Here is a 25,142-nt window from a genome sequence, read left to right as displayed (position 1 = left end):
CAGTAGAGCAGTCCCGTGGTCTTTGTGAAGCCTACCCGCGACGCCGGCCCGGACACGAGCTCCGAAAAGTGAACCAGCGAGTACGAGTTGCCGAAATCCGCAGTGCGAAATAGGCCGCCCATGTCGCAGGCAGTGAAAATCTCCCTGTTGGCGGCGGGGTTGATCGACAGGGCGAAGAGGGCGCCGCCCCCTCCGGGCCCCCTCGGCTGAAAAGCCTCCCGCTCCGCAGCCAGACCAGGCGAGGCCAGGAACAGGAAGAGAAGGGCCGTCAGCATCGCCGAGATGCCGAGCCCGCCAATACGCCGGAATCCACCGCTGATACAGACGCTCGTCCTTTGCATTTGCAAGACCTCCGTTTCTGCTCATGAATGCGAGGAGGTTGCGCACGGCGAGATCCCTACCCAGCCTTCAGAGCCTTCTGTCCTCCATCTCTGGTCCCGCCTCTGCAGATGTCCGCGATCCTTAGCAGGGCGGCCGAGAGGCTCTCGCTCAGGTGCTCGGTCTGTCTGAGCAGCTCCTTCGCCTTTGCCATATCCCCTTGCTCGACGAGCTTGCGCACCTCCTCCCCTTGGTGGTGGAACCTGTCGTGCATCGACAGGACTTCCTTCCACAGGTTCTCAGGCGCCTCCTCCGGGCGTTCGATGAAGGAGAGGAATATGCCGAACTGGCATCGCTTGGGGTTGGTCTCCAGGTCCCACCTACCCCCCTCAACGAACTTCCTGAGGTGGACCGCCCAGTCGTGGTGGGCGTGAACAGCTCCTTCCGCTATGTCGGCGAAGTCCGTCGCCTTCATAGCCTTTAACGCGGACAGCCTTTCCACCATCTCGGAGGCGTTGGTCGCCCCTACCTCGGCTGTCTCGTCCAGGCTAGTCGCGGTGTGGGACAGGGCGCCGACCGTCTCCTCGATGGAGGAGAAAAGCGAACTCATCGTCTCCGTCTCGTTGGTGACCGTCTCCGCCGACGCCGCAAGCTCCTCGGACGACGCGCCAAGCTCCTGCGCGCTGGCCGCGACTCTCTCCGACGAGTCGGATATGCCCGTTATGCCGTCGAGCACCGCCGCTATCTCCGACAGGACTCCCTGGACGTTCTCGTTCGCCTCGCCCATCCTGGTCGACATCCGGTCCACACTTCCGGACGTGTTCTGCACCCCGGCGACCAGCTCGTGGAGGTTATTCGCTATGGTGGAGGCTGCGTCCTTGCTCTCCTCGGCCAGCTTTCTCACCTCGTCGGCGACAACTGCGAAACCTCGTCCCGCCTCGCCCGCCCGCGCGGCCTCTATCGACGCGTTCAGGGCCAGCAGGTTGGTCTGCTCTGCGATGCCGGTGATGGTGTGCACCACGCCCTGTATCAGGTCCACCTTGCCCGACAGGATCCTTGCCTCCTCGGTGAGGGACTTCGTCTCATCGACGACGGACGCGAATATCTGCTCCATCTCCCGAAGCCTCCTGTTGCCTTGGTCCGCCCTCTCGCCGACCGCCGCAACCGTCTCGTTCAGCTCGGATGCCAGGTGGGCCAGCCCCTGGGCCGTGGCCGATATCTCCTCCGACGAGGCGTACTGAGACTCTGTCGCGTGCGACACCCTCTGTCCCGAGGAGATGCCCTTCTTGACGTTGTCGGCCATCTCGGAGAAGGCGTCGGTGAACTCGCCAAGCTCTCTCTCGAGGCGGTAGAAGCTGAACGTGAAGTCGTGCAGCCCCCTTATTATCCGCAGGAAGTGAGAGCGCATCGATCCGACGAACGTGTTGAGGCTCCTCGCCACGGAGATCAACTTTGAACCGGCGGGCACGTCCACTTCCTTGCGAAGGTCGACCGTCTCGTCGCTCGACAGGCGTCCTATCCATTCGGACACCGTATTGGCCGGGCCGTAGCAGCCGGTCGCGCTCCTGATGAGCATCAGGGCCACCAGCAGGGCAAGCCCGGCGACGCACCAGGATGCACCGACCAGCTCCGTCAGGAAGTACGCTCCGGTCAGCACCGCCGCCAGGAGGAAGAGCAGAATGTCCAGCGCGTGTTCCCTGATGAAGCCTGACTCTTTATCCACAAGACCACCTCCAGGATACAGTCTCCGCCCGAGTCGCTGTTTTCACACTTATTTCACCCTCATGGAGTTCAAGATGACCGAGATGGAGCTGAAGCCCATCGATACCTCGGCTATCGCAGGGTGGAGCAGAGCAGCCATCGCGAGCGGTATCGCAATTATATTGTAAGCAAAAGCCCAAAACAAGTTCTGCCGTATCACGGTGAAGGTCTTTCTCGATATCGACACCGCGTCGGCGAGCCGTGATATGCCGCCCTTCACAATCACAATGTCCGCGCTGTCGATCGCCAGGTCCGTGCCGGAGCCTATCGCAACCCCTATGTCGGCCCCCTTCAGAGCCGCGGCGTCGTTCATTCCGTCGCCGGTCATCAGCACCTTTCCGCCCTTCGACTGCAGGTCGCGGATCAGGTCAAGCTTCCCGTCCGGGCGCACGCCGGCTCGCACCTCGTCTATCCCGACTCGGGCGGCCACTGCCAGAGCTGTCTTCTCGTTGTCCCCCGTGGCCATCACGCAGGTAATCCCCATCTCCGATAGCCGTCTTATGCCCTCGACCGCGTCCTCTCTCAGCCTGTCCTCGACCGCTATGTATCCGGTGAGCGCTCCGTCTCTCGTCACCTCGACCACGGTGCGACCGAGCTCCAGGTGCTCGTCGTACTTCGTCGGGTCTGCGGGCCTGCCAACGAACCACGACGCTCCCGCGACCACGCCCTTGACTCCCTCTCCGGTGATCTCTTCGAGCCCCGATATCTCGAGTCGGACGTCGGACGCGGAGGCTATGGCCTTCGCAAGAGGATGGTTTGAGAAAGACTCGATCGAGGCGACTGCGGCCAGCGAGTCCGGGTCAAGATTGGTCTCCACCACGGAGGGAGCTCCCTCTGTTATCGTCCCGGTCTTGTCAAGCACGGCGACCGTGACCTCCCGCGCGGTCTGGATCGCCTCCGCGTTGCGTATGATCAGGCCCTTCCGCGACGCTGCGCCCGTGCCCGTTATCAGCGCCATAGGGGTCGCCAGTCCAAGTGCGCAGGGACAGGCTATCACTATGGTGGTTATGAAGGCGAACACGCCGAGCGATACCGGGTCGCGAACCGAGGTAACCCAAGGTAGGTATTCGGCCGCTCTGTCGAGAAAGAACGAGTACTGCGTCCCCTTGAACAGCCAGAATAGTCCGCTGATTACCGCCAGCGCCGCCACGCCCGGCACGAAGTAGTTGGTCACCCTGTCCGCGAACGCCTGGATGGGTACCTTGGCCCCCTGGGCCTCCTGGATGAGCGACACCATCTGGGACAGGAAGCTGTCCTCTCCCACCTTCGTGGCGCGGATGCGCACCGCTCCCGTCAGGTTCATGGAGCCGCCGGTGACCGGATCTCCCGCCTCCTTGCCGACCGGCAACGACTCGCCCGTTATCATGGACTCGTCCACGGAGGTCGTACCGTCAAGCAGCTCGCCGTCGCTCGGGATCCGCTCTCCCGGCCTGACCAGCAGGGTCATTCCCTCCTTGACGGCCTCTATCGGGATCATTATCTCCTTCCCGTCCGAATCCACCACCCTGGCCTCGCGGGCCTGTATCGAGACGAGGGCGCGTATCTCCTTTGACGCCTTGTCCCTGAGATGCGACTCTATGTATCTGCCCGTGATGTGCAGCGCCATGATCATCGCGCCGACAGCCCCGAAGGAGACCACATGGAATCCAGCGAAGGCCAGAGCCGCGGTAGTCCACGCCGCGACGGAGCCGGAGACCACCAGCACATCCATGTTGGCGTGGAAGTGCGACAGAGCTATCCAGGCGCCCTTGATAGCGTCGCGCCCCGCCCAGAAGATGGCGACTATCCCGCCGAAGAGCTCCAGCGAGTAGTAGAAGGGCACGTGACGCCCCGTCATGTGCAGCACCATCAGCCCCATCAAAGGACCGGTGACCAGCCAGGAGATAGCCAGGTTCCTCCTCGTCCGGAGGTAGCGGCTCTTCTCCAGGTCCTCCGCACGCTCGTCGGTGACCGAGTACCCGGCCTTCTCGACAGCCTTGACCAGCTCCTCTTTCGGTATCTCCCTCTCGCTGACGACGAACGCCGTCTCGGTGGCCAGGTTGACCGCCGCGAAGGTGACACCGTCGACCTTTGCCAGCGACCGCTCCACCATTCTCGAGCAGGTTGCGCAGGTCATGCCCGTGACCACCAGGCTAGTCTTGAAGCTCTGCTTTTCTGTGTCCGCCATTTCTATCTCCTCCAAACCGGGTTCGATGTCAGGATTGGTAAACAAATTTAAGGGCGGCGCCGCTATGATGGCACGCCCGCACCAGTGCTCGAGGTACCGAGTTGGTCGAGCTAGACCAAGGTCGCGTCGTATCCCGAGTCCTCTATGACCGCCTGGATATACGAGGCATCCGCGCCCTCCGCAGTCACCCTTTTATCCTCGACGGAGACCTCGAACTCCTTCACTCCAGCAGCCTCCAGAGCCTTGGAAATGCGCATCTTGCAGTGGTCGCAGGATATGTCCGGCACAGAGAAAACAAACATGCTCATTATCATGACCTCCCGTCAGTCTTTTGTGTCGTGCGGTAATCCCTATTGCTTTTGTAGTATATGCCAAGCAGGGCATTTTTGCCATAGGCTAAGAATAAAAAAAGCGCGGATACGGGCTGTCCGTTCCGCGCTTTCGTACCTGACCTGTTTTGGGCAGAGTAGCGCTACTCCTTCTTGACCTGCCTCTGCCAGGCGTGAAGGGCGAGAGCTATGCCTATAACTCCGTAGGCGACGAACACCCGGAAGTACTCGCCCACCTGCGCGCTGCCCATTATGTTCTTCCCCGCCAGAGGGGAGACTATGAACAGCGCGTGGAAGAGGACGGTCCCCAGCAGCGCCTGCCCGATGGTGGCCCTGGTCACGGACGCGCCTCCTATCAGCAGGGCGGCCACCGCGAAGGTGCCCACCTGGACGTGGGAGCCGTAGACCTGCACGTTGCCGATGTTCTGCAGGAATATGAGCTGCCCCCAAGCCGCAAGGACAGTGGAGAAGATGACTGCGATTATCCTGACCCTGTCCACTTTGACCCCCGCCACCCGGGCTATGTGTCTGTTCTGGCCGACGGCGCGGAAGTCCTGACCCAGCTTGGTCTTGAACAGAAGATAGACCGCGACGCACAGGATCAGCACGATGACCAGAGTCAGCACGGGGAAGTTTATGTTGTTCAGGTACTTGAGCACCGGCGTCTCTATCCCCTTCGCCCGGAAGACGTAGAACTTGTCTATGGCGTACTGCCAGATCTTCAGGTCTATCGTGTTCACAAATCCCACGCCCGACGGCAGCAGCAGCGACTTGTCCGAGATCGGTATGATCCACCCTATCAGGATGAGACATATAAGCTGGTAGACTCCGTTCGCGAAGAAGCCGAGGATAAGGCCTGTTATCATCTCCTTGCCCTTGGCCTTGTTGAACAGGATGCCTGTAAGCCACCCGAACAGCACCGCGAAGGGTATCGACAGGAGGCATGCGACGAAAAAGCCGGGCATCCCGGTCAGGTTGTGGGTCACCGTGACGAAGGCCGCGAACTGCCCCGCCATCGCTCCGAGGACTATGCCGAAGTTAAGCCCCATCCCTGCGAGCACCGGGATGATCAGAGAGATGACCAAGAATGAGTTGCGCGCAAGCCTGGCCACCAGGTCGTTGGCGAAGAACATCCAGGACAGGCCGGAGTAGTGGAAGCCGACCGCGCAGATGGCGAGGAAGAATATCGGCACGATGTTTCTCTGGATTATCCTCACTGCGCATCACCTCCAGCCTCTTTGCGTGTGAGGGCGTAGAGGATTATCCCGTTGCTTATGATCACCCTCATGATCTCCGAGATATCGCTGTCCATCGCCACGTTCGCCACGGGAAGGGCTATGACCAGCAGTCCGTTGAACAGGAAGGCCCCGATGAGGGCCTGTGCTATGGTGGCCCGCTGTAGCGACGCTCCCCCTATCAGGATCGCGGAGACGGAGTAGAGCGCCATGTAAAGCGGCGCCTGGTAGAGCTGTATGAACCCGTAGCTCTGGGAGTAGATTATTATGCCTGCCGCACCCATCGCGCATGAGATCGTGGAGGCAAGGACGCGGTACTTGTTCACGCTCAGTCCCGATGCCTCGGCGAAGCGCGGGTTTGACCCGACCATGGACATCGCGAGCCCCGTCCTGGTCCTCAAGAATAACCACAGGAGAACGCAGGAGACCGCAGTCACTATGAGCAGTCCCGTCGGGATGGTCACTCCGTGGACGTTGAAGCTCCAGAGGCGGTCCAGGATCTGCTCCATCCTCCCGTCGAGGACCACCGTCACCCTGAGCCCATCGCCGCCGTAGGGCCATATCATCTCGGGGCTAGTATAGGGGGCCATCAGCCAGAAGATGCACATCAGCGAGACTATGGAGAAACCCATATATGTCCCGACGGTCATCTCCTGACCCTTCACCCTGTTCAACAGCAGCCCGTACAGCCATCCCGCGATCGCGCCCAGGGGTATCGAGACTCCGATCGCGAAGAAGAGGGCGGGGAAGCCGCTGAAGTCCAGCTCTATCGCCAGGGTCGCCCCGATCAGGCCGCAGATTATCCCGAACGGCAAGCCGAAGTTCGGCCCTGCGCCCGCCTGTATCGTCGGTATCATCGCCAGCACAAGCAGCGCGTTCATTCCGAACCGGGTCAGCATCGCGCTGAAGATCTGTCCCATCGGAAGGCCGTAGGAGAAGGCCGCGGCCACGAGGAATGCGAGGAAAAGGGTGATTATCAGCCGTGGGATGCCGATCTTGTTCAGTATGTCGTTTTCCACCTAGACGGCCTCCTTTCCGTGGATCTTGGTGTACTCGCCCGCCATCATGAGCCCGAAATCCCTGTCGCTCGCGGTCGGCAGGAGCACTCCCTCGAGCCTTCCCCGGTAGACTATCGCGATGCGGTCGCAGACCGAGCGAAGCTCCGCCAGCTCGGAAGAGGTCATGACTATAGTGAGTCCCGTTTCCCTGTTGAGCTGCACCAAATGGTCAAGGATGAGCCTCTTGGCGCCTATGTCAATTCCCCTGGTCGGCTCCGATACGAAGAGCAGGCTTGGTTCCAGGGTGATGGCGCGGGCTATGCAGACCTTCTGCTGGTTGCCGCCGGAGAGCCGCCTCGCGAGCTGTCGCGGCCCGGTGCAGCGAATGTCCAGCTTCTCGATCAGCCCCTTGGCGTACTCGGTCATCTCCCGCGAGTCGAGGATTCTGACCCTTCCGGGCTTCATGAACATTCCCTTCGTCTGGATCGCAGTGGCCACGATATTGAACTCGATAGACTCGTCGAGCAGAAGCCCCGTCCCTCTCCTGTCCTCCGACACGAATGCCATGCCATTGTCCAGAGAGGCCCGGGGGGAGTTCAGCCTGACCGGTTCTCCGTTCATCCTCACATCTCCGCTCGACGGGAAGAGTCCCATTATGCCGTTGGCTATGCCGATCTTGCCCTGCCCGGCCAGTCCGGCAATTCCCAGTATCTCGCCGCGCCTTACCTCGATGTCCACGTTCTTCACGCTTTCCCCCGGCATGGCGACCGACAGGTTTCGTATCTCCAGTACCAGGTCCTCGCTCAGCTCCGACAGGGGCCTGCCCTGTATGTCTCCGCCCTCGATCTTCCTGCCGACCATCAGCTCCGCGATCCTGTCTATCGTGGTCTCGGAGGGTTTGGTCTCGGCTATTCGCTCGCCGTCCCTCAGCACGACGATCCTGTCGGATACAGTCATCACCTCGTCCAGCCTGTGTGTTATGAAGAGCACCGAGATCCCCTTGTCCGTCAGTATCTTTATGGACTCGAGCAGCTTGTCCGCGTCGGACTCGGTGAGCACAGCGGTCGGCTCGTCCAGAACCAGCAGGCGGATGTGCCTCTTGTCCAGCTCGCGGGCGATCTCCACGAACTGCATGTGACCTACCGGTAGCCCTCTGACGGGCAGCATCTCGTCGATGCCGAGCCCAATAGTGTCCAGGGAGGTCCTGGCGTCGCTCCTCATCCGGGGCATATCAAGCCATTTCATGGGTTTACCGAAGATTCGGCTCAGCAGGTTGTCCTTTGTCACCTCTCTGTTGAGCTTTATGTTTTCTGTGATGGAAAACCCGGGAAGCAGCATGAACTCCTGATGGACCATGCCGATGCCCAACTTCATGGCCTCCTCGGGGGATTTTATCTCGGTCTTCTCCCCGTCAAGGTATATCTCTCCCTGAAAGCCACCGGTCGCGTGTATCACAGGCATCCCGAACAGGATGTTCATCAATGTGGACTTGCCCGCCCCGTTCTCGCCTACCAGGGAGAGGACCTCGCCTGCGCCCAGAGAGAAGGTTACGTCCTTTAGGACGCGGTTGCCGTAGTACTCCTTGCTTATGTTATTCATTTCCAGCCGAGTTGTACCGCTCAAATGACCGACCTCCTTTGCAAAAATGGCAGGGCCGCCGTTGTCGACAGCCCTGCCACGAGTGTCACAGATCCAGGGGCAGGTCGATTCTTATTTCCCGAAGATGACCGACTCGCCGACCACCATCAGGAAGTGAGGGGTCTTCTCGTCGTCGAATGCGCGGATGAGGACGTTGCCCGCGTACTTGTGAAGCACGGCCTTGGCCCTCTCGATATCCTGCTTGTCCTCGAATTTGCCCTCCGCGAAGTCCATCGCGTACTCCGAGCCCGCGCGGATGAAGTTCATCGCGATCGGGGCGGTCCAGGTCGAAACGCGTCCTTCCATTTCGAGCTCCACTATCTTGTCCTCTATTGCTTTGAGGATGTAGGGCACGTCTCCCTTGCTCTCGACCTTGAGGCCGAGCGCGTTCGGAAGGGCGTGGAAGGGGCTCGGGCAGCACTGCTCGGGGTAGAGGGCCTTGCCCTTGACCACCGACTTGATCAGAGGCTCCTGCATGGAGCAGTTGGTGCTGAAGAAGGCCGTGTCCGGGCCATACTTCTCGATCTGCCTCGGAGCGTCCTCGAGGATGAACTGCTGGGCGCCGGCCACTCCGCCTTCACCCGTGGGGTCGGGTGAGTTGACGAAGACAAAATCGATTCCGACTTTCTTTGCGGTCTCCTCCATGATGTCCCTGCGGGTGGCGAGAAGAGGCATGCTCATGTGGCGTGGGAAGGAGTAGTGGATGAAGGTCTTCGCGCCCATCGCAGCGGCCTTTTCGATGATGGAGCTTCCGCGGGTCGGCTGGTCGATCTCGTAGAGAATGTCGGCCTTCTCCGCTATCATATAAGGCTCCTCGTGGACCGTCCCGAGGACGAAGAGTATGTCGTCGCGGACCTCCTTCACCTTGTCGATAGCGGCAGCGGTGCCCGGGACGGCCTGGCAGACGACTATCGCCCTGACGTCCGGGTCGGAGGCCATGGCCAAGACCTGGGAGATTGTGGTCTCCTGCTCGTCCATGAACTTGTCGGGATAGGTGACGTGGATGACCCTGTCCTCGCCGTACTTCTCGACCATCTCTTCGCCCGCGCGATACTCCTCTTCTCCCTGCGATACCGTGCCCGTCATGATGCCGATCTTCGGCGCCGCGAAGGCGGCCGTCCCAAGAACAAGAACGAGCGCGAGCGTGAACAGAACTCCGATGAATCTCCTCATGTGCGTATCTCCTCCTCTTTAATGATTGTACTTTCCGCTCTTGCGGAAGCGTAAGACAACCCTAGCCTATTTGCCAGAATTTGTAAAGCGCACTCCGTGCGAGAATAATCCTCCGGCAGGGCTTGCAAGAGCGCTCTTTATATGATATATGTACATATAAGCATATGATAATTTCAAGGAGTGGTGCACATGAGTGGACATATGGAAGAGATAGCGGCGGCCATGCCGAAGGAGGAGGTTCTTTACGAGCTGGCAGATCTGTTTCGCGTGTTCGGCGACACGACTCGGATCAAGATCCTTTGGGCGCTCTCCCTGTCCGACCTGTGCGTGGCGGACATAGCGGAGCTTCTGTCGATGAATCAGCCGGCAATCTCCCACCAGCTCAGGGTTCTAAGGCAGGCCAGGCTTGTGAGGGTGACGCGAAGGGGGAGGCGGTCCGTGTACGGGCTGGACGACGATCACGTCAGGACGATCTTCGCCCAGGGCTTCGATCACGTGCGCCACATAGCGGAGAAGGGGGCGGATATACATGAATAGCGGAGAGGAAAAGATTCGCCTTTCGGTCGCAGGCCTCAACTGCGCCGCCTGTTCCTTGAGGATAGAGAGGGCCCTCTACGGTCTGCCGGGGGTGACGTTTGCGGCGGTGGACATGGCCGAGGGGAGAATCAGGCTTTCCTTGTCGAAAAGAGGGAGAACGGCGGAGATCCTCGAGTCCGTGAGAAAGGTCGTTAATTCCATAGAGCCGGGAGCAGCTGTGCTGGACGAGGGGGCGTCCGACGAGCCATCGGGCCTTCCCAAGGGTGACATGGCTCGCCTTGCGGCAGGCGCGATCCTTTGGCTCGCAGCGGTCTTTCTGCCGCTGGACGAGATGCCGCGAATCATGCTTTACACGGCAGCGTACCTTACCGCCGGGGTGAAGGTCCTGGCCGCGGTGGCCAGAAATCTGCGGGGCGGCTCGCTCTTCGACGAGTTCTTCCTGATGTCGACGGCCACGCTGGGCGCCTTCGCCATAGGCGACTATTCCGAGGCCGTTGCCGTCATGCTCTTCTACGAGGCGGGGGAGCTGGTGCAGAACCTGGCGGTCGATCGCTCGCGCAGGTCGATAATGGCCCTGGCTGATATCCGCCCGGACACGGCGAACGTGATGGAGAGCGGGAAGTGGCGCGTCGTTAGCGCTGCCTCGGTAGTGCCCGGTCGTACGGTGCTAGTCAAGCCGGGGGAGCAGGTCCCGCTCGACGGCAGGATCCTTGAGGGGGCATCGTCGCTCGACACCTCGTCGCTGACAGGCGAATCCATCCCGCAGGACGTGTCCGCCGGAATGGAGGTCCTCGCCGGGAGCGTGAATCTCGGCGGCGCAATCACCGTCCAGGTCACGAGCCGCTACGGGGATACCACCCTGTCGAAGGGTCTCCGCCTGATAGAAGAGGCCAGGGAGAGCAAGGCGCCCACCGAGAGGTTCATCACTTCATTTGCAAGGTGGTACACGCCTGCAGTGGTCGTTTTCGCGGTTCTTCTCGCCTTCGTTCCGCCCATGATAGGATTAGGTGACTTTCGCACTTGGGGCTACAGGGCCTTGGTCTTCCTGGTGGTGTCATGCCCGTGCGCGCTCGTGATCTCCATACCTCTCGCGATCTTCGGCGGCATAGGAGCTGCGTCCAGAAGGGGGATACTCATCAAGGGGGGCGATGTACTGGAGAGGCTCTCCGACGTCAAGGCCGCCCTATTCGACAAGACCGGCACTCTGACCAAGGGGGTGTTCCGCGTGACCCAGGTAAATCCATCGTCGCCCTTCACCGAAGAGGAGCTGATGGAGATCGCAGGAGCGGCCGAGAGAGGCTCCAACCACCCGATAGCGAGGGCTGTGGCGAGCGCGGCGGGGCCCGGAAAGGGAGAGCAGGGGCTTATCGAGGAGCTTCCGGGGCTCGGGGTGCGTTTGGACCTTGACGGGGTGGAGATCCTGGCCGGAAACGCCTCTCTGCTGGAGAGAAACGGCGTAAGCGTCGAAGGAGCGTGGAGGGAGAAGCCCGGCGCAGTGGTTCACGTGGCGAGGGGCGGTGCCTACGCCGGATTCATAGTGGTTGAGGACACGCCCAGGGAGCAGGCTCGCACAACGGTGGACAGGCTCAGGGAGCTGGGTGTCAGGTTTGTCGGGATGCTGTCGGGGGACAGGCCTGAGAACGTGGAGAAGCTCGGCAGGGAGCTCGGGCTTGACCTGTGGGAGGGCGGCCTGATGCCCGCGGACAAGCTGGAGCACTTTCGCAGGATAAAGCAGGAGGTCGGGGGTACGACGGTCTTCGTGGGCGACGGCATGAACGACGCTCCGCTGCTGGCCGCGTCGGACGCCGGGTTCGCGATGGGCGGACTGGGTGCGGACGCCGCCATTGAAGCGGCGGACGTGGTGCTGCTCAACGATGATCCCCGCGGTGCCTCGGAGGCGGTCGAGATAGCTAGGAGGACCCGGGCGATCATGAGGCAGAACATAGCCTTTGCTCTCGGTGTGAAGGGTCTGGTGCTGGTCATGGGGGCGTTTGGAGTAGCCTCCATGTGGGAGGCGGTATTCGCCGACGTGGGGGTGGCGCTGCTGGCGACGCTTAACTCCGCCCGGGTGATGAGGTACGAAGGCGCTTAAGAGGTTCCGGGTGTCCGAATCGGACACCCGGATGCTAGCTAAATCACCTTTCTTCTCTCCCTCTCCGAGTCGGACGCGCCGTCGTCGCGCGGGTACCAGCGCACTTTGCCGAAGTTGAGCCCGATCCGCTCTCCGACGGAGAAGCCGTGCTCGCGGGCGGTCTGGATTCGCACCTCCTGTCCTCCCGCGTCCACCCTGTACTCGGTGTAGTCGCCTAGGAAGATGCGCGCCTTGATCTCTGCCCGGTATCCGCCCTCCGACGTCAGCTCTATCTCGTTAGGCCGCGACGCCACTGTCCCCGCCCGCTCTTCGAAATCAGCGGGGACGGTCAGCGGCAGCGCAACGCCGTCCGCTCCCTCCGGATAGGCCTTGCCGCCGGAGATGTTCACATCGATGAAATTCGACAGTCCAAGAAAGCCGTAGACGAACTTGTTTGCCGGGTCGTTGTACATCTTTGCGGGGGTGTCCACCTGCTGTATCACGCCCATGTCCATCACCAGCATCCGGTCGGACAGGGCCATCGCCTCGGCCTGGTCGTGGGTGACGTAGATTATCGTGAAACCGAGCCGCCTCTGCAGGGCCTTGATCTCGAACCTCATCGTCTCCCGCAGCTTCGGGTCCAGGTTTGACAGGGGCTCGTCGAGCAAAAGCACGTCCGGGTTCATCACTATGGCCCGGGCAAGGGCTATCCTCTGGAGCTGGCCGCCGGACAGGCTTGATGGGAAGGTCCTATCCAGCCCGGTCAGGCCCGTGTGTTCCAGCGCCTCCGCGACCTTGGACTCCATCTCGTTCCTGCGGGCCTTTCGGACGCGAAGAGGGAAGGCCACGTTCTCGAACACGTTCAGGTGGGGCCAGACGGCGAACGCCTGGAATACCATGCCCAGTCCCCTGTCCTCCGGCTGCACGTACAGGTTGCGCTCCTTCACCGACACGGGCCTGTCCCCTATCCAAATCTCGCCATCGCTGAGGTCCTCGAAGCCCGCGATCATACGCAGGGTGGTGGTCTTGCCACACCCGGAGGGCCCCAGCAGGGAGAAGCACTCCCCCTCCCTCACGGTCAGGTCGAAGCCGTCGACCGCCGTGACCTCGCCGAGGCTCCTGGTGGTGAACCGCTTGCTCACGTTCTTCAGCACGACCTCGCTCATGACACGCTCCTCCTGTCCCTGGTAACGAAGCGCAGGGCCAGGTTACCGAGCATGATGATGAGTATTGCGATGGCCGACAGGGCGGCCGCCTGGGTTATGTTGCCCTCCGCGTTGATGGAATAGATCGCCACTCCCAGAGTGCGGGTGTATGGCCCGTAGAGCAGCACCGATGTCGTCAGCTCCCTCATGGCCGGCAGGAATATAAGGAAGAAACCCGCGACCATTCCGGGCCGGATCAGGGCCAGGGTGATGTCGCGCAGCGACTCCAGGTGTGTGGCGCCGCACGACCGGGCCGCCTCCTCAAGAGAGTAGTGCACCTGCTCCAGCGAGGCGGACGAGCTCTTCATGGCGAAGGCGACGTAGCGCGCGATGTACGCCACGAGGATTATCCATATCGTGTTGTACAGGTTGATGTAAAAAGCGCCGCTCCACATCAGTATGACCCCGATGGCCAGCACCAGCCCGGGGATGGAGTAGGGCAGCAGCGCCAGTATCTCAAGCAGAGCCTTGCCGCGCACCTTCACCTTGACCACCACGTAGGCGATCATCGTCCCGACGAACATGGCTATTATGGCCGATGAGATCGACAGCACGAAGCTGTTTCTTATCGCGTCCCTGGCCATCTGCGACGAGAAGAGCACGTGGTGAAAGTTGTTCAGCGACATATTCGACCAAGTCAGAGGCAGCCCGTAAGCCTTCAGCGCCCCCACTGCGAAGATGATATAAAGCGGCATTATCACAATGACGAACAGGCTTCCAAGGCAGAGCGCCAGCAGGGGAAACCTGGACTTCCTCAGGTTGATGAGCATCGGCCTCATGCTCTTGCCTCGTATGATGTCGTAGCGCCCGGCCCTCATTATCCACCTCTGGACCAGCAGGGCCGCGACCACCACCAGCACCAGAAGGACCGAGAGCGCCGCACCCTGCCTGATCCCCTCGAAACTGCCCGCGGCCCTGTTGATGAGCTCGTAGATCTTCGTGGGCAGTGTGAATATCCCGCGCGAGAATCCGAGCATGGCCGGCACCCCGAAGTGCGACAGCGAGGAGATAAGAATGAGCATCGCGCCCGAAGCGATAGCCGGCACGACAAGCGGCAGAGTGATCTTGCGGATGACGTAGAACTGGTTTGCGCCGGAGATGCGCGCCGATTCCTCAAGGGTGGGGTCCATCCTCTCAAGGGCGCTGACGACCTGCAGGAAGACGAACGGGAAGTAGTAGCAGACCTCGACGAACACTATCCCCCAGATGCTGTTGATGTTCAGCAGGGGGGTTCTGGTCCCGGTCATGGCCATCCACATCTTGTTTATGTACCCCGAGCGCGGGGCCAGCAGCAGCCCCCACGCGACCGCCCCTATGAACGGCGGAAACATATACGGGATGACGAACAGGGTCTTCATCAGCCCCTTCAGCGGGATATTCGTCCGGCCGATAAGCCAGGCGTAGAAGACGCCGACCAGAGTGCCGACCAGGGTGACCCAGAAGGCGATCACTATGGTGTTCCACATGGCGTCGACGTTGGCGGGGTCGAACACCACCTTCGAGAACATCGCCCAGTCGAAGGAGAAACCGAAGAAGAATGTGTTGTACACGATCATGATCATCGGCATGGCCACCGTGATGATCAGGATCGCAAGGCAGACGAGCATCAGTATCCGGTTGAGGTCGAAACCGCCGCCGAACATTCTCGCGGATACGCCCCCCTCGCGGCGTCTGAACAGCCTCACGAGGCGTCCCCCCTCTCGTCGTTTTCGTAGAAGCGGAGGTTTCTCAGGGACATGGCGCAGGCGCGCCCCTCCTCGGGCGTCCCTTCCGCGAACGCCTCGTGGGAGTCCTGCTGCACCCGTATCTCGCGCCCTCCAAGCATCACCCGATACTCGAACAAATTGCCCAGATAGACCACGTGCTTCACCACGCCCTCTACCGGCCCCTCCCCGATTTTGATATCCACTGGCCTGCACGCCGCATAGAGCCTGTCCGCAGTCTGTGCAACGGGTATCTCGTACGGGAAGAGGGGGGAGCCCTCAGCACCGGCCAGAGAGTAGCGGTCGCCCTTTCGCTCGAGAGGGATGAAGTTCGACACGCCCAGAAACTGGTAGACGTATCTGTCCGTCGGGTTCTTGTAGACGTGCTCCGGCGCGCCGACCTGCCTTATGTAGCCCCTTGAGTCCATTATGGCCATGCGGTCGGCGATAGCCAGGGCCGCCTCCTGGTCGTGGGTGACATAGATCACCGTGATCCCGGTTCGGCGCTGCAGCTCCTTTATCTCGAAGCGCATCTCCTCCCGCAGGTTCGCGTCAAGGTTGGAGATGGGCTCGTCCAGCACCATCAGGTCGGAGGAGGAGACCAGGGCCCTGGCCAGGGCCACCCTCTGCTGCTGCCCTCCCGACAGCTGCGCGGGCATACGCTCCTCGTAACCCTCCATGCGGACCTGCTCGATCGCGTCGAGCGCCCTTCGTTTTGCCTCCGCCTTCGGGACCTTTCGTTTTTTCAACGGGTAGTAGACATTCTCGAAGACACTGTAGTGCGGCCACACGGCGTAATCCTGGAAGACCACGCCGATCTTGCGCTTCTCGGGAGGGACTCCGCGCCCGTCGCCCGAGCTCACAAGCCTGTCGCCGATCGATATCCTGCCCGAGTCAAGGCTCTTGAAACCGCACAGTCCCCTTATCAGGGTGGTCTTCCCGCACGCGGAGGGGCCGAGGATGGCGAAGCACTCCCCATCGGCGATCTCAAGCGACAGGTCGTCGATTATCACCTTTTTATCATAACTGATAGTTACGTTCTCAAATGTGACTCCAGCCATTCAATCACCTCTTGCCACCGCGAGGGGCGCATCGCCCTGCCCGGGTGCAATACAAAGCGGGGAGGGTTCGCCTCCCCGCGCTCAATAACAGACCTACTTGAATATGCTGTCGAACTTCTTCAGAAGCTCGTCCTTCTCCGCCACGAGAAGCTCGTCATCGACGGGGAGAATTCTCTCCGCCGCCTCGATCAGGGAGGGGGCGCCCTCCAGAGCGAGCTCCGGACGGACGGGCGCGGTGTACTCCTCCATCAGTATTTTCTGCCCTTCAATGGAGAGTATGTAGTCGAAAAGCAGCTTCGCCTCCTCCAGGTGCGCAGTGTTCTTCACTATGGCGATCGGGCTGAGGATGACCGGGATGTAGTCCTCCGGATAGGCGAAGTCGATTGGGGAGCCCTCGGCCATCATAGTCCTGGCTATGTAGTCGACTCCGACGCTGACGTCGTACTCGCCGGACCCTACCTTTGTGACCACCGCGCTCGATCCTCTCTCGAGCAGAATGCCCTTGTCCTTCAGCTTCTGGAAGAAGTCCCATCCGAAGTCCGGGTGCTGCACAAGGCCAGCTACAGTGTACAGGGTGGTGCCGGCGAATGTCGGGTCGGTCATCGCAAGGTAGCCGTCGAAATCAAGCAGCTCGTTCCATGTCTTCGGAACGTCCTCTCGCTTGACTGTGTCGGTGTTGTAGACGAAGCCCAGCATGATCACTCGCCCCGATGTGTAGAAGTTGTCTGGGTCCTTCAGCTTGGCCGGGATGCTGGCCGCCTCGGGGGAGTCGTAGGCGTACAGAAGCCCCTGCTCCTTGAAGGAGATGTAGTTGGTCGGGTCGCCGACCCAGATGATGTCGGCCTGGATGCCTCCCGCCTGCTGCTCGGTCGCCAGCTTGGTCATCACGTTGCCGGTGCCCGCTGTGTAGTAGTCCATCTTGATGTCCGGGTACTTGGCCATGAAAGCGTCCTTCAGAGCCGCCAGCTGGGAGTCCTTCATCGAGGAGTAGATCATGACCTCTTTGGCCGAAGCCTGAGCAGGAAGCGCCAGTGCGGCCACCACAAGCATCGCTGTCAGAAACAATACTCTCTTTTTCATGGAACTGCCTCCTTTGTTTGTGAAATACCAGGGCGGTCGGATGCCCTGGCATTGAATTGTATCATTGAAACAGGCAGTTTACTATAGTCGGCGCAGTATTTCGACTAGGTTAACCTCGGCCCGCTTAAAACTTTCGGTCCGGAGGTGTTTGACCTAATTAAGAAGATGAATCTACAGATTGACCCGGCAAGATGCTTGACTCTTTTGTTTTTTTGTAGTATTGATTGCATTGGGAGAGCGTCGGCCTGAGCCTCCCCTTCGCCGTGAAGTGAGGAACCGCACCCCGTGGTATGGAGTGCGGCTAGATCTGCATTCAGGTACCGCGGGAAAGGAGTGAACGTCGTGTCGATGAAGTTAAAGTGGTTCAAAAGAGTACTGTGCTCGTGTTTTCTTCTGCTTGCTCTGCTGGCGGTCTCGTCGGCCTCGGAGGGGGCGATCCATGTGACAGTAGCAGGCGCCGGGAACAAGTCGGGAGATTCGTGGGCAAACGCCATGGACTTAGATAAGTTCAGAGCCGCTTTGGAGGCAGGAACAAAGGGTGAGTACTGGGTGGCTAAGGGTGAGTATACGCCCCACGATTCGGACCCCGACAAATCCTTTGTTCTCAAAAAGAATATTGCCCTTTACGGCGGCTTCGCCGGGGATGAGACCCAACGGGACGAGCGCGACTGGGAGGCGAATGTCACCATCCTCAGCGGAGCTATCGGCGGCGGCTGGGGTAGCTACCACGTCGTCTATGCTGTAGGTGCAGACGACACCGCCATCCTCGACGGCTTTGCCATCACGGCAGGTAAAACGGACGATGACGGCGGCGGGATGCTGATCGAGAATGGCAGTCCGACGGTGACGAACTGTACCTTCATAGGGAACAAGGCGGGTAGGGGCGGAGGAATGAGCATCTTGAACGGGAATCCGAGGGTCACGAACTGCACCTTCTGGGAGAACGAGGCGAACACCTGGGGCGGCGGGATGTTCATCGAGAACGGCAGTCCTATGGTGACAGACTGCACCTTCTCGAAGAACGTGGGAAATACCATCGGCGGCGGGATGCTCATCAGGAACGGCAGTTCGACGGTGACGAACTGCACCTTCTCGGAGAACGTGGCAAACCTCTACGGCGGTGGGATGTACCTCAACTCAGGCAGTTCGACGGTGACAAACTGCACCTTTTCGGGAAACAAGGCGAATACCTACAGCGGCGGCGGGGCGTTCATCGGCTCTGGCAGTCCGACCTTGATGAACTGTACTTTCTCTGAGAACATGGCGAAGGACCCCGGCGACGGGATATACTCCCATTCAGACTAACACCATAACATAACATCGTTTAGGATATTCGAGTAAAGCCCGTTATATCAAGGTATTCCGCATCTCTTGTTTTAGTATCATCGAGTCAAAATAAGCGACTTTTAGTATGTTTAAGCGACAAACAAGCGACAAAAATTAGCCCGTTTCCGGGGTTAGTCTTTGTCGCTTTAGTTATATTAGATTATTCGTTTATCGCTTTATCTGTACTGAACAGCGCCATTTCCACGGCTTGCATTGCTTTAACTTCACTTGCGGCGAAAACGTGGCTGTATGTGTCGAGCGTGGTTTTCGTTGTGCTATGCCCTAACCTGTCCGCTATAACCCTTGCCGTTACGTCGGAATTTATCAGTAAACTTGCGTGAGTATGGCGCAGACTATGCAGGTGTATATCGGGCAAACCGGCGGCTTTTACAATGTCCTTTAACTTGCGGTTTAGGTTTACGCCGTTCAGATAGTCACCGCGCAGGTTTGTAAACATTATATCGTCGGGGTTTTTCCATAATTCCCGAAGCGAAGCCCTGTATTCCTTTTGACGTTCCCTATGTTCGGATAAGAGTTTCAATATATACGCCGGAAGTACAATTCGCCTTGTGCTGTCGGCGGTTTTTGTTGTCTGCCGTACAAACTGCCCGTTGAACCTGACAAGCGTATGTTGGACAAATAACACGCCCGTATTGAAATCCAAGTCCGACCAATGGAGCGCGGTTAATTCCCCGGAGCGAAGCCCTGCCGCCAAGAACAGGTTAATAATGACTTCAAGTTGAAAGTCGCTTTGCTCATGAGCGGCGGCAAGCAGTAGGCGGCTTTGTTCCTCATCGAGGAAAGCGGCGGGCGGGGTATCCACTTTCGGCGGCGTTACCAGCTTGCAAGGGTTACGGCGCATTATCTCTTTTCGGCAAGCTGCCGTAAATATTGCGGAAAGGTTGAGTTTCAGCTTGTTGACGGACGCGCCCGACATTCCCTTGTTCTCTGTCACATCGTCAAATACCTTTTCAAGCGTCATGCAGAGGGCGGCGGCTATCTTTTCGGCGGTTTTCTGTCTGCACGTTTCGCCGCGTAAAACCCTATAAAAAGTACCGCGTTCAATCCCCTTGTCCTTGATAAATTTCTCTTTGCCGTATTCATCAAATATTGTATTGTCCTTTAGTTTGAAAGAGCGTTCAAGATTGCCGCTTGTCTGCAACTCACGGAAAAGGCTGTCGAGCATTTGCGGGGTTATGTCTTTCAGCTTGACCCGTCCTATGCGCGGGATAATGTGGTTATATATGCCTTGCTTATAACCTTTTAGGATATTCGGCTTTAAGGTATTCGGGGCGATAGTTTCATAATACCATTGCGCCAATTCTGAAAGCGTCCTGTTTTCATCAAGGGCGACAAAACCCCGTATTTTATCTTCCCACTTGACGGCATATTCCCGCGCCAACTTTTCCGCTTTACCGCTTGTCACGCCGTCCGGCGGGCGGTATGTCGTCGTTTTCTTTTGCTGCTTGCCCGTATCATCATAACCCATATAGGCGGTTATCGTGAATGTATCGCCCCTTTTACGGATAGAAGCCATGAACTTTAACCCCCTTTACGTTTACTCATATCATCGCGGAACTCTTTTTTTGCTGCTTCCAATTCTTCTTTAGACGGGTGCGTTTTTATTGCGTCAAGCAAGCGTAACAATTCGTCGCGGTGAATGCTTTGAACCATATCGGCGGTAATGTACATCGCCGGGTTTGTTTTGCCCCAGTTGTCGGCATATGCCCCTGTTTCAATTCGGACAGTCTTTGAGCCGTCTGCAAAACGGAAAGTACCTGAATTGAGTATATAGGCGATTGATTCTAACGCCCTCAACCCTTGCGGTGCGGATAACAGACGGTTAAGACCATCAAGCCCCACAGAGGTAATTTTATCGGCGTATTCATCGTTTTCAACATCACGCAGCACATAATCAAAAGTGCCTTTTCCCGTGAGTGCGGCGGCGGCGGCGGTTGATAACCCTGTCCGTTGCTCTATATAGTCCACGTTGTCGCGTTCGGCTTGTATTTGCTCTTGCAGGCTGAAACGAGTGAAGTTAAGCGCAATCGTTTCTTCATAAGTCCGTTCATATAGTGGTTTTGCTGAAATCTCCACAATATCATCATAAAGATATTGCCTGTCGAGCAAGTCAAGCGGAGAAATTTCAAGAACTTCACATAACCGCGCAAGTATTTCAAACGACGGCTGTATTTTGCCGTTTTCCCAATTCGTTAAAGACGTAGGCGCACACTTCAAAACGGCGGCAACTTCCGATTGCTTCAACCCTTTTTTCATTCTTGCAGCTTTAAGCCGTTCACCGACTGTATTCATAACTCAACACTCCTTTACGTTACCTAACGATAGTATAACTCAATTGCGTTGTGCTGTCAATAGTTAAGGAAAACAAAATTCATTTGCGTTCTACTATTGCTATCTCAATTGTGTTGTGGTATAATGTAGTCAAGAGAAATGAGTTTATCGGAGGGGTTAGTCGTGGAAACAGATACAAAAACGATTATGACAATAAGGCAAGCGGCGCGGGAATACGGCTTTCCCGAATATGCCATACGGACGCTGACGAAGCGCGGAGCGTTCCCCGTTATCCAAGTCGGTAAACGGTGCTATATCGTCCGGCAAGTATTCGAGGACTATTTACAGAAAGGCGGCGAACGGTACAATGCCAAACTTTGATATAACCATATGGCAAGCCCCCGGGCGTCGTGGCATAGGCGACAATCCGAGCGGATTTATAAAAGCCGTAGCAATCAAGCCCGGCGACACCGCAGCCCTTGCCGCCGCCGTCGAGTTTGATAATTGCCCCGGACTATACAAGGGCGGTTATAGAACGGGCGAAAACTTTCAAAAGGCTAATTGTATTCTTGCGGATATTGATAACACGCACAGCGACGACCCCGGAGAATGGCGCGACCATAACAACGTTATAGCCGCTATGCCGGGCGTGGCGTTCTATTGGTATCCGAGCAGAAACAATATGAAAGAAAAAGACGGACGTTCACCGCGACCGAAAGAGCATTATATATTCCCAACGGAATTTATAACGGACGTAAAAGAATACGCCGCCTTAATGGAGCGGCTTATAGCAGCGTTCCCGGAACTCTACTTTGACGGAATAGTTAAAAGCCCGGCGCAGCTTAATTTTGGGGTAGAAAGCCCGCAGGTTATCTATACGCCCGGCACGATGAACCTAACCGAATTTATGCGGGACTTCCGCTCAAAACCGAGCGAAAGCAACGCCGCCAAAATTCGCCGGATACTTTCCGAGGGTTTAACAATACCCGAGGGGGAGCGCGACAATACTTTGAATGTCGGGGCGTTGTGCCTGATAAAGCGTTACGGCGGGGACACGGAGGACGCACGGCAGGAATACGAAAGGTTAGTATCCCTTTGCGAGGGGGAACTTGACCCCGGACAGTCTGAAAAATGCTATAAAAGCGCGTTAGGCAAATTTGAGAAAGACATTAAGAATAATCCCGATTATGACCCCGACAAATATTTCCTTGACACTCAAAGCGACTTCAACTTAAAGCCCGCCGACTTAACCGACGTAGGCGAAGCCCTGATACTGGCGCGGGAATGCGGCGACTGTCTGCGGCACAGTCCGGCGACAAACTACATTGTCTATTCCGGGCAGGTATGGGAAGAAAACGCCGCCCGCGCCCGTGGCTGTCTGCACGACCTGACGGAACGGCAACTTGCAGAAAATGCGCCCGCATACATAGCGGCAAGCAAAGCCCTTGAACGAGCGGAAGAAGCGGTACAGGCGGCAAAACAAGGCGGCAGCAACGCGGATAAACTGAAAGCGACCCGGACGCTTGCCGTAGCAAAAAAGAACTATGCCCCGATTATGGCGTATCAATCGTTCATACTCAAACGCCGTAACAGCAAGGAAATATCAGGGGTTATGAAAGAAGCCCAAACGCCCCTTGAAATCAGCGTTTCGGCACTTGACGCAAACGGCTTTATACTCAACACGCCGGGCGGCGAGGTTGATTTAAGAACGGGCGAAATCAAGCCCCACAACCCCGAAAGCTACCATACCAAGATAACCGCCGTTGCCCCGTCAAATGAGGGCGCGGACATATGGCAGGACTTTATAAGGGTTATAACCTGCAATCGACCCGACCTTGCCGAATATTTGCAGCTTACGACGGGCGAGGAACTCATAGGGCGGGTATTCTGCGAAAACCTGATTATCGCATACGGCGGCGGCAAAAATGGCAAATCAACCTATTACAATACGAAAGCGCGGATATTGGGCGACTATGCCGGACAGATAAGCGCCGAAACGCTCACGACCGGGCGCAAGAACGGCAAGAACTGGGAACTTGCGGAACTGCGCGGCAAGCGTTTAATCGTTGCCCCGGAACTGGAAGAAGGAACCCGCCTTGACGCTGCGTTTGTCAAGAAAATATGCTCAACCGACAAGATTTTAGGCGAACAGAAATACAAAACGCCGTTCACGTTCGAGCCGTCCCATACAACCGTTCTATATACAAATCATCTGCCGCGCATAGGCAGCAGCGACGCGGGAACGTGGCGGCGAATTATCGTCCTGCCCTTTGACGCGGTTATAGAGGGACAAGCGGACATTAAGAACTATTCCGACTACTTATTCCGTCACGCGGGCGGGGCGGCGCTGGCATGGGCTATCGAGGGCGCAAAACGCTTTATCAAGGCGGGCTATCATATCACGCCGCCCGAGTGCGTCAAGGGGGCTGTCGAAAGCTACCGCGAAGCCAATGACTGGCTATCTAATTTCCTGTCCGAGTGCTGCGAGGTTGATAAGCGATACAAGGAAAAGAGCGGCGAACTATACCGGGAATACCGCGTCTATTGCGAGCGCACAGGCGAATATATCCGAAGCGCACAGGACTTCAAGGCAGCAGTCGAGGGCGCAGGCTTTGAAACACGACGAACAAATCAAGGCGTTTTCTATTATGGCTTTCGCCTTGTATCAGAATTCTTGCGGGGAGCGTGAAAACCTTGATATTACAGGATTTTATCAAAAAAGGTGTAGGGCAATGTAGGGCAAAACCTAAAATCTCTATAGAGGGATTTTTTCAAAAAAATTGTCCTATAGAAAGTTTGCTCCTGACCCTACATTGCCCTACACTACCCCCCGCCCCTGACGGAAAGAACAGGGCGACAGAACACCGACGCCGGGGCTTACTTTTCCCCCGCATGGACAAAAAGTTTTCACACAACAGCAACCGCGAAAGGAGGTTTTCATAAATGGGTATTTTAACCAGTCTATTCAGACCCAAGCCGCAGGAGCGACGGGCGGTAATCGAAATCAATAACAGCTTTACCGCCTTTTCCGGCACGGCATACGCAAGCGCGACATTCCGGGCGGCGGTTGACGCAATCGCCCGGCACGCCGGAAAGCTCACGGCGCACAGCGACGACAAGGGGCTTGAAACCCTGCTCCAATCAACCCCAAACGAGTATATGACCCTGTATGACCTACTCTGCAAAACGGCGGCGGCATACTTTACCAGCAACAACGCCTTTATCCTGCTGCAACGCGAGCAAAGAGGTATCCGCAATGTGTACCCCCTCACACCGTCAAGCGTGGAATTCACCCCCGGCACGGACGGGCAGTTATACATAACCTGCCTGTTTCACGACGGCAAGCAGGCGACTTTCCCTTATGGCGATATTGTCCACTTGCGCCGCCACTTTTACGCAGGCGACCTTTTAGGCGACAGCAACGCGCCGTTATTCCCGTTATTGGACACGGCGCAGACGCTCAACCAAGGTATCGCGGCAAGCGTCAAAAACGGCGTGAACATTCGGGGCGTTCTCAAATTTACGTCGCTTGTCAATCCCGAGCAGGTACGCAGGGAAAAGGAACAGTTTGTCGCCGACTACTTCAACCCTACCAATTCCGGCGGCGTGGCGGCGACCGACCAGCGCTTTGACTTCATACCGACCAACACAACGCCCTACACCATACCACAGGAGCAAATAGAAGCCGTCAACCGCCAAATATACGACTATTTAGGCATTAGCCCGAAAATCGTATCCGGCAGTTATAGCGAGGACGAATTCAGCGCGTTTTATGAAAGCGTTATTGAACCGTTCGCCTTGCAGCTTTCGCAGGAGTTTACACGCAAGGCGGGCGCGGAAATCACGTTCACGGCTGAACGGCTGGAATTTTCCAGCGCGGCGACCAAGATAAGGTTATTGCACGAAGCCGCCCCGTTAGGGTTAATGACGCTCAACGAAGCGCGGAAATTGTTAGCCCTGCCGCCTGTCCCTGACGGCGACAAACGCTTGCAGTCGCTTAATTATGTATCCGCAGATAAAGCAAACCAATATCAACTTGAAAGCGAGGTATCAGAAAATGACACAGCAAACACGGGCGTATAACGTCCACGCGGACAGCGACAAGCCTTTAATCGTGGAGGGCTTGCCTATCGTGTTTGACCAACCCGCCCAAATCGGGGACGTTACGGAGGTTATAGCCCGTACTGCCCTTGACGGCGTGGACTTGTCAAACATCACGTTACAAGTCAATCACGATAACCAGTCAAT

Annotated in this window: 20 protein-coding genes; 6 read left to right on the top strand and 14 right to left on the bottom strand. The window is 57.8% G+C overall.

Features of this window, described 5'->3' with window-relative positions:
• The 8 genes from GX181_04265 to GX181_04230 form a co-directional block, all read right to left on the bottom strand.
• On the bottom strand, nt 1-341 hold a 341-nt coding region (locus tag GX181_04265), incomplete at its 3' end, for a hypothetical protein (GenBank protein NLM71164.1).
• 56 nt (nt 342-397) lie between these two features.
• On the bottom strand, nt 398-1,894 hold the full coding sequence (locus GX181_04260) for a hypothetical protein (GenBank protein ID NLM71163.1): 1,497 nt from the start codon (nt 1,892-1,894) through the stop codon (nt 398-400).
• A 195-nt stretch (nt 1,895-2,089) separates the two neighbouring features.
• Nucleotides 2,090-4,246, bottom strand: coding sequence for a copper-translocating P-type ATPase (locus GX181_04255; GenBank protein NLM71162.1), 2,157 nt, complete (start codon nt 4,244-4,246; stop codon nt 2,090-2,092).
• Nucleotides 4,247-4,356: 110 nt separating this feature from the next.
• A complete protein-coding gene (locus GX181_04250; GenBank protein NLM71161.1) occupies nt 4,357-4,554 on the bottom strand; it encodes a heavy-metal-associated domain-containing protein in 198 nt (65 codons plus the stop codon).
• 164 nt (nt 4,555-4,718) lie between these two features.
• Complete coding sequence (locus GX181_04245; GenBank protein NLM71160.1) at nt 4,719-5,708, bottom strand: ABC transporter permease; 990 nt, start codon at nt 5,706-5,708, stop codon at nt 4,719-4,721.
• An 80-nt stretch (nt 5,709-5,788) separates the two neighbouring features.
• Nucleotides 5,789-6,730 (bottom strand): ABC transporter permease, encoded by a 942-nt coding sequence (locus tag GX181_04240; GenBank protein ID NLM71159.1) that lies wholly within the window; start codon nt 6,728-6,730, stop codon nt 5,789-5,791.
• A gap of 99 nt (nt 6,731-6,829) precedes the next feature.
• Nucleotides 6,830-8,407 carry a sugar ABC transporter ATP-binding protein gene (locus GX181_04235; protein NLM71158.1) on the bottom strand — a complete coding sequence of 526 codons (1,578 nt, stop codon included), beginning with the start codon at nt 8,405-8,407 and terminating at the stop codon, nt 6,830-6,832.
• 111 nt (nt 8,408-8,518) lie between these two features.
• Nucleotides 8,519-9,619, bottom strand: a complete 1,101-nt coding sequence (locus GX181_04230) for a DUF3798 domain-containing protein (protein NLM71157.1) — start codon at nt 9,617-9,619, stop codon at nt 8,519-8,521.
• 189 nt (nt 9,620-9,808) lie between these two features.
• Here GX181_04230 and GX181_04225 point away from each other — a divergent pair, with 189 nt between their 5' ends.
• Both GX181_04225 and GX181_04220 read left to right on the top strand, forming a co-directional pair.
• Nucleotides 9,809-10,156 (top strand): helix-turn-helix transcriptional regulator, encoded by a 348-nt coding sequence (locus GX181_04225; protein NLM71156.1) that lies wholly within the window; start codon nt 9,809-9,811, stop codon nt 10,154-10,156.
• Nucleotides 10,149-12,248: a heavy metal translocating P-type ATPase gene (locus GX181_04220; protein NLM71155.1), complete on the top strand. Its 2,100-nt coding sequence runs from the start codon at nt 10,149-10,151 to the stop codon at nt 12,246-12,248. Before GX181_04225 ends, GX181_04220 begins: the two co-directional genes overlap by 8 nt.
• A 38-nt stretch (nt 12,249-12,286) precedes the next feature.
• On the opposite strand, the gene GX181_04215 is transcribed toward GX181_04220, so the two are convergent.
• The 4 genes from GX181_04215 to GX181_04200 all read right to left on the bottom strand — a co-directional run bounded on the left by GX181_04215 (nt 12,287) and on the right by GX181_04200 (nt 17,276).
• Nucleotides 12,287-13,393, bottom strand: a complete 1,107-nt coding sequence (locus tag GX181_04215) for an ABC transporter ATP-binding protein (GenBank protein NLM71154.1) — start codon at nt 13,391-13,393, stop codon at nt 12,287-12,289.
• Nucleotides 13,390-15,075, bottom strand: coding sequence for an iron ABC transporter permease (locus tag GX181_04210; protein NLM71153.1), 1,686 nt, complete (start codon nt 15,073-15,075; stop codon nt 13,390-13,392). Before GX181_04210 ends, GX181_04215 begins: the two co-directional genes overlap by 4 nt.
• 38 nt (nt 15,076-15,113) lie before the next feature.
• Complete coding sequence (locus GX181_04205) at nt 15,114-16,196, bottom strand: ABC transporter ATP-binding protein (protein NLM71152.1); 1,083 nt, start codon at nt 16,194-16,196, stop codon at nt 15,114-15,116.
• A 93-nt stretch (nt 16,197-16,289) separates the two neighbouring features.
• Entirely contained in the window at nt 16,290-17,276 is a 987-nt protein-coding gene (locus GX181_04200; GenBank protein ID NLM71151.1) for an ABC transporter substrate-binding protein, read from the bottom strand.
• A 342-nt stretch (nt 17,277-17,618) separates the two neighbouring features.
• Between GX181_04200 and GX181_04195 the strand changes: the two genes are divergently transcribed.
• Nucleotides 17,619-18,581, top strand: a complete 963-nt coding sequence (locus GX181_04195; protein NLM71150.1) for a right-handed parallel beta-helix repeat-containing protein — start codon at nt 17,619-17,621, stop codon at nt 18,579-18,581.
• A 181-nt stretch (nt 18,582-18,762) separates the two neighbouring features.
• Here the strand turns inward: GX181_04195 and GX181_04190 are convergent, their stop codons facing one another.
• Both GX181_04190 and GX181_04185 read right to left on the bottom strand, forming a co-directional pair.
• Nucleotides 18,763-20,139 carry a site-specific integrase gene (locus GX181_04190; protein NLM71149.1) on the bottom strand — a complete coding sequence of 459 codons (1,377 nt, stop codon included), beginning with the start codon at nt 20,137-20,139 and terminating at the stop codon, nt 18,763-18,765.
• Nucleotides 20,140-20,144: 5 nt separating this feature from the next.
• Nucleotides 20,145-20,915, bottom strand: coding sequence for a helix-turn-helix transcriptional regulator (locus tag GX181_04185; GenBank protein NLM71148.1), 771 nt, complete (start codon nt 20,913-20,915; stop codon nt 20,145-20,147).
• Nucleotides 20,916-21,077: 162 nt separating this feature from the next.
• Here GX181_04185 and GX181_04180 point away from each other — a divergent pair, with 162 nt between their 5' ends.
• The 3 genes from GX181_04180 (at nt 21,078) to GX181_04170 (ending at nt 24,977) form a co-directional block, all read left to right on the top strand.
• Nucleotides 21,078-21,275 carry a helix-turn-helix domain-containing protein gene (locus GX181_04180; GenBank protein ID NLM71147.1) on the top strand — a complete coding sequence of 66 codons (198 nt, stop codon included), beginning with the start codon at nt 21,078-21,080 and terminating at the stop codon, nt 21,273-21,275.
• On the top strand, nt 21,262-23,583 hold the full coding sequence (locus GX181_04175; protein NLM71146.1) for a DNA primase: 2,322 nt from the start codon (nt 21,262-21,264) through the stop codon (nt 23,581-23,583). The genes GX181_04180 and GX181_04175 overlap by 14 nt, the downstream gene beginning before the upstream one ends.
• 254 nt (nt 23,584-23,837) lie before the next feature.
• Entirely contained in the window at nt 23,838-24,977 is a 1,140-nt protein-coding gene (locus GX181_04170; GenBank protein ID NLM71145.1) for a phage portal protein, read from the top strand.
• Nucleotides 24,978-25,142 lie beyond the last annotated feature (165 nt).

This window comes from Synergistaceae bacterium, assembly GCA_012521675.1.
Classification (GTDB): Bacteria; Synergistota; Synergistia; order Synergistales; family Aminobacteriaceae; genus JAAYLU01.
The sequence above is the reverse complement of the archived record's forward strand: the minus strand, read 5'-3'. Positions and strand labels throughout refer to the sequence as shown.